The sequence below is a fragment of the Coprococcus sp. RTP21428st1_C9_RTP21428_210409 genome (assembly GCF_040227395.1).
GTDB lineage: Bacteria > Bacillota > Clostridia > Lachnospirales > Lachnospiraceae > Coprococcus > Coprococcus aceti.
In genome coordinates this window covers 1-6,091 of record NZ_JBEHVV010000108.1, presented here as the reverse complement: position 1 = coordinate 6,091, position 6,091 = coordinate 1, and the positions used below count along the sequence as shown (strand labels likewise).

7 protein-coding genes are annotated in these 6,091 nt (G+C 46.3%); all 7 read right to left on the bottom strand.

Annotated elements, in window-relative coordinates; translation table 11 throughout:
- A partial coding sequence (locus ABUA34_RS13660) for an HAD-IC family P-type ATPase (protein ID WP_349823488.1) occupies positions 1–856 on the bottom strand: 856 nt, incomplete at its 3' end.
- Between the two features lie 327 nt (positions 857–1,183).
- Positions 1,184–1,531: a P-II family nitrogen regulator gene (locus ABUA34_RS13655; protein ID WP_004850656.1), complete on the bottom strand. Its 348-nt coding sequence runs from the start codon at positions 1,529–1,531 to the stop codon at positions 1,184–1,186.
- A gap of 32 nt (positions 1,532–1,563) precedes the next feature.
- Positions 1,564–2,808, bottom strand: a complete 1,245-nt coding sequence (locus tag ABUA34_RS13650) for an ammonium transporter (RefSeq protein WP_022058952.1) — start codon at positions 2,806–2,808, stop codon at positions 1,564–1,566.
- 296 nt (positions 2,809–3,104) lie between these two features.
- Positions 3,105–3,779, bottom strand: coding sequence for a zinc dependent phospholipase C family protein (locus tag ABUA34_RS13645; protein WP_161172232.1), 675 nt, complete (start codon positions 3,777–3,779; stop codon positions 3,105–3,107).
- 160 nt (positions 3,780–3,939) lie between these two features.
- Positions 3,940–4,881 (bottom strand): EamA family transporter, encoded by a 942-nt coding sequence (locus ABUA34_RS13640; RefSeq protein WP_055147804.1) that lies wholly within the window; start codon positions 4,879–4,881, stop codon positions 3,940–3,942.
- Between the two features lie 323 nt (positions 4,882–5,204).
- Complete coding sequence (locus ABUA34_RS13635; RefSeq protein ID WP_015534217.1) at positions 5,205–5,906, bottom strand: response regulator; 702 nt, start codon at positions 5,904–5,906, stop codon at positions 5,205–5,207.
- Positions 5,899–6,091, bottom strand: a 193-nt coding sequence (locus ABUA34_RS13630; protein ID WP_349823487.1) for a sensor histidine kinase, incomplete at its 5' end; no start/stop codon positions are given. The genes ABUA34_RS13630 and ABUA34_RS13635, both read right to left, overlap by 8 nt.

Genomic DNA, 6,091 nt, shown 5'->3' with positions numbered 1-6,091 from the left:
CCTCAGGTATAGCTGCAACTGCAAGGGCGACTGCGAACATCATGGAATCAAGCACCGCCATCTTCCTGTATATACAGAGGACAAATACCAGCGCGCACACGATCATGATGAATGCCGCAAGCCTTGCACTGAACTTGTCAAGACTCTCCTGAAGCGGAGTCTTTCTCTCCTTTGCCGCATTCATAAGTCCTGCGATCTTACCGAGCTCCGTATCCATTCCTGTTCCGGTCACAAGCACCTCTGCTCGTCCGTATGTAACAAGACTTCCTGAATACACCATATTTGTCCTGTCTGCAAGAGGCACGGAACCTTCTATTATTGCATCATTCTTTTCCACATTTGTAGATTCTCCGGTGAGTGAACTCTCATTTACCTGGAGTGAGAAGTTCCTGAGTATCCTTCCATCGGCAACTATCATATCGCCCGCCTCGAGCAGCACGATATCACCCGGAACTATCTCGCGGGACGGAAGCTCCTGCTTCACACCATCTCTCATAACTTTTGCATTTGGGGATGAAAGCTGTTTCAAACTGTCAAGCGAACGCTCGGCTTTCACATGCTGCACCGTTCCAAGCACAGCATTCATGACGAGTACCGCCAAGATTACTATGGTACTCTCGATATTGTCAGAAAACATAGAAATGACCGCTGCTATGATCAGTATGATCACCAGCAGGTCACAAAACTGGCTGAGGAACACCTGTAATGTGCTCTTTCTCTTGCCTTCCTGGAGAACATTTTCTCCCTTTTCACTGCGGATCTCCTCTGCCCGCTCCGTCGACAGTCCGCGGCTGTCTGTCTTGAATTCTTTTAGTAATTCATCACCGGAACAGTTCCAAAAATTTTTCTCTGTCATACACACCAGACTCCTTTTCTTCTTAATCTCTGTAAACAGGTTGTGTGTGTCATGCAAAGAAAAAGGAACGAGACCTTCATTGCATGATAAACACACAATAAAAGTCTCGTTCCTTTCAAGTTCTATATACGCTACTATATATACTCCGAAAGCGTGCGTCCCGGTTCCCTGCACAGGTATGTCCCAGCCAGAAAACGTGATGACGAGATCGCACAACATCTTATAACCGATGTGAACTACTCCCTGATATTTCCGACATAATAACACGGGAACCCTTTGATTGTCAAAGGATTCCCGGCTAGTATTTGGTAAAGAATTTATAAACTTTTAATTCAACGCATCATATCCGCTCTCCTTTGTACGGATCTTAGTTGCAGTACGGATCTCGTAGCTGAATATCTTGCCGTCTCCAACCTCGCCTGTATATGCCGCCTTCTGGATAGCCTCGATGGTCTTCTTCTCCCATTCCTCAGATGACACAACTATCTCAAACTTGATCTTCGGCTGCATCACCACATCTACCTCCGTACCACGGACAAGCTTCTTATATCCTCTCTGTGCTCCGCATCCCATAACCTGAGATACTGTAATTCCATTTACATCTATGGCATTCAACGCTTCCTTGACGTCCTCAAAGACCTCCTCGCGCACGATAGCCTCAACCTTTATCATCATAATAGATCTCTCCTTCCTATATCTTTGCTGTCCTACGAATCAAGTCCATTGAATGTTGGATATGCACTCTCGCCGTGCTCTGAGATATCCAGACCTACCTTTTCTTCTCTGTCTGTTACACGGAGCGGTGTGAAAAGTCTCACAATTCCAAGACAGATAAGTGTTCCGACTACGGCAACTACGATCGTAACCACAATGCCAACAAGCTGCATCAGGAACAAATGTACATCTCCGAATACCAGACCATCCCAACGAGCTACACTGTTGATCGAGCTCTTTGCAAATAAACCTGTTGCGATACCTCCCCAGATACCGCCGATACCATGACATCCAAATGCATCAAGTGCATCGTCTATCTTCAGCTTACCCTTAAGGAATGATATTGTAAAGCAGCAGATCGGGCTGACAAGCGCACCGATGATGAATGATGACCAGATCGGCACAAATCCAGCGCCAGGTGTTATAGCCACAAGACCGACAACAAGACCTGTCGATGCACCGACCAGGGTAGGCTTTCCATCCTTTATCACATCTATTATCATCCATGAGAGCATTGCGCTGGCACTGGCAATTGCCGTTGTCATGAATGCATGTGCTGCAAGACCATTTGCGCCGAGGGCACTTCCGGCATTGAAACCGAACCATCCAAACCAAAGGATGAATGCACCGAGTGCTACAAATGGAATGTTGTGAACTCTGTATGCTGTGTTCTCATATCCCTTTCTTCTTCCAAGGATGATAGAGAATACAAGAGCGCTCACACCTGAACTTATATGTACTACATTTCCTCCCGCGAAATCAACTGAACCGATCTCTCCGAGGAAACCACCCTGGCCCCATACCATGTGAGCCATCGGATAATAAACGATGATCGACCAGAGCATGATGAAGAAGAACAACGCCTTGAACTTCACACGTCCGACCAGTGAACCGGTGATAAGCGCCGGTGTGATCATGGCGAACATCATCTGAAATGCAACGTATACAAGATGAGGTATATTGTCCGCATAAGGACCAGCCTCATCCATCTTTATCCCGTTAAGTGCAAACCACTTGAGATCTCCTATAACACCTCCGTGATTAGTGCCAAATGAGAGTGAGTAACCGAACAACACCCACATGACAACTGAAAGTCCCATGATGGCCGTACATGCCATGATGGTATTTACAACATTTTTCCTCCTGACGAGGCCTCCGTAGAAGAATGCAAGTCCGGGTGTCATGAAGAACACCAGAGCCGCACAGATCATAATAAAACCAGTATCTCCCGTATTCATAGTTTCTTCCTCCTTAATTATACTCATCTGGGGAACGCGATATCTCATTCTCCCATGGGGACGGAGGTACCTGTCCCCTCCGTCTCCATTGTCGAAACAAAAAAGGCGCCAAACGAATCTTTTCGATTCATTTGACGCCTTTGTCGTGATTTATAATAGCAGACTTCAGAAAATAATGCAAGAGGTAATTTTAAATTGTTTTTCACAAGCTATTTTGTTGTTTTTGCAAAGTTTCTTAATTAAATCTTTATCGCGCACTCAATTTAGACATATCAGATTTTTTACGGCTGCTATTTCTACGCCACCCCTGTGGGCTCCATTCCAGCATTTCCAGCTGCTGCCATACTTACATTTGCCGTAACCGGGATATGTTCCTTACATGCAATTGCAACATCCCGCATGGATGGCACTGACACACTCTCTGTCTGCCAGAACCGCTCTGTAACCACGGATATTGCATGTGTGATATGTCTGTAATCATTCTCGCATCCCAGAGCCTCACTGACATATCTGTAATGAATTTCCTCAAGATATTCAACTATATCTATTCCATCATCAATACTATCTAAATTTACATTATCGGATGATATCATCTGATTCACATAGTCATGCAGCTCTGTCTCGTACTGGCAGTGTTCTCTAAGATTCCCAGGAAATATACTGTTGTGCGGATATGTGAATGAATCCGCCACATAGTGAACAAGCTTTCCGAGAAGAAAGCTCTGTCTGACAGTTCCCATTCCGCCTTTCTCAAGTTTCTTTGTGAGTTTTTCCATATACTTCATGACATTTTCGTAATTGTGTCCTCTAAGTTTCTCCTCGCCACGGATGCTGCCCCTGAAATAAGTCAGCATATTGATATCCGGCTCTATGCTGCCAAATATGAACGCCGCCTTCTGCAGCTTAGATGCGCCGGCATCCATGTGATCCATAATATAGCTGCTCAGATTCATGTGGTCTGCTGTTCTCATATTTAACGCCTCCTGCCTGTTCTGCCATCAAGCACAGCTTGATAAGCTTCTCATGTACAAATGTATCCTCTATATCTTTTTCGTTGTATATAGTGTAAACGATAGATATAAAATCCACAGGAAGAAACTATAAATACTTTCTAAATAGACCGTAAAATATTCAGAAATTCATGGCAATTAAGAGAGTTCCAGCAGTGATGCATACCACGCCAACAGCCGCTTTCTTGGTCAGCTTTTCATGGAACACGATTCCTGAAAATGCAATGGTGATGAGCATGCTCAGCTTGTCTATCGGTACTACCACGCTTGCCGGTCCGTCCTGAAGTGCCCTGTAATAACACAGCCAGGATGCTCCCGTGGCTATTCCGGAAAGCGCAATAAACAGCAGCTCCTTCATCTCTATGCCATTTATCTCATGCTGTTTTCCTGACACAAACACCATAAGCCAAGCCATGACAAGAACCACCGTTGTCCTGATCGCCGTGCCCAGATTTGAGTTGATATCCGATATCCCTACCTTGCCGAGTATCGCTGTCAGACTGGCAAAAACAGCTGAGAGCACGGCGTACAACAGCCAGCTGCCATGCAAAAGTCCCATTCCCCGCTGTTTCTGTGCCACACTGCCACCGTCTGTTGACATATGTTCGACATCTTTCCCTGACAGCTCCTGATCATCTGCAGTTTTCTTTTTGGTGATCATAAGCATAGTGCCCACACCTATCATAACTATTGAGATACCCTTAACCCAGGTGATCCCCTCATGTAGGAATATAAGGGCAAGCAGAATCGTGAGCACGGTGCTTGATTTGTCTATGGGAACGACCTTGTTGATATCCCCTTTCTGCAGCGCCCTGAAATAACACAGCCAGGATGCGCCGGTTGCAAGGCCGGAGAGGACCAGAAAAAGCAAAGTCTTGCCGCTGATATATGTGTCTGCAGTCCAGGCTCCTGTGACAAGAACCATCAGCCAAGCAAACAGCAGAACCACAACTGTCCTTATGGCCGTCGCCACATCAGAATCCGTCTTTCTTATACCGCATTTTGCAAGTATCGCCGTGATTCCCGCAAAGAACGAAGAACCAGCAGCAAATAATATCCACATTTTACGCGCCTCCCATTTATATGTGACCGTAAGACACACTTACATTTATCATTTTGTATCATCTTTATAGCTAACAGGAAAATGATTAGAAAAAATTTTGATCTTTGATTAAGGTTGCGGGCGTAACAGTTACTGCAAAGTGATTTATTCTACAATGGCGGCGTCCGTCAGTCTGGAATAGTGAGCAGTATATTTCCGTAAAAACAGCAAAGCCGCCCGGTTTCGGACGGCAAATTGGCACAGGCTGTGTTTTATACTCCCCAAAGCAAAGCCAAGCACTTTTCTATTGCATATAAGTTCAAATCCTTGTTTTCTCGCTTTTCTCAGTCTACCCGTAGCATACGGTAACCGACGCCGATATGCGTCTGAATGTATTGCGGACTGTCCTTTTGCGACTCCAGCTTTTTGCGCAGGGTCGCCATAAACACCCGCAGAGAAGCAATATCTTTTTCCCAGCTGCTGCCCCAAATCTGCTGCGTGATATAGGTGTGCGTCAGCACCTTTCCGACATTATGAGAGAGCAGACACAAAAGCTTGTATTCAATCGGGGTCAGGTGCAATTCCTCCCCATTTAGATAAGCACAGCCGGCAGCATAATCAATTTTAAGCTTGCCGTTTTGGAAAACGGGTGAGTCGGCGTCGCCGCTTGCCTGAAGCAGCAGCAGCCGTCTTTGCGTGACCCGAAGGCGTGCCAAAAGCTCCTCTATGGAAAAGGGCTTTGTCAGATAGTCGTCCGCCCCGGCATCCAGCGCCGTGATTTTGTCTTTATCCTCGCTGCGCGCACTGATCACAATAATGGGCATATTTGACCATGAGCGGATGCTTTCGATCACCTGTGTGCCGTCGATATCCGGCAACCCCAGATCCAGCAGAACGATATCCGGGTTATGGGAGGTCGCTTCTATAATAGCGCTGTGTCCGTTCTCCGCGGTCAGGTAGCGGTAATCGTGCGCCTTTAATGTTGTTACGATCAGATTGCGGACGGGACGGTCGTCCTCCACAACGAGAACAAGGGGTTTATTCATTCAGAGTCACCTCGCTGAGCGGTAAAGTAAAGGTAAATATGCAGCCGTGCGGTACGTTATCCGTAAGCGTCAGCGTTCCGCCGTGCAGCTCTACGATAGATTTACACAGGGTAAGCCCGATCCCGAAGCTTCTGCGGCTGTCTGCAACGGTATTTTTCCCGGTGTAAAACATCTCAAAAATATGC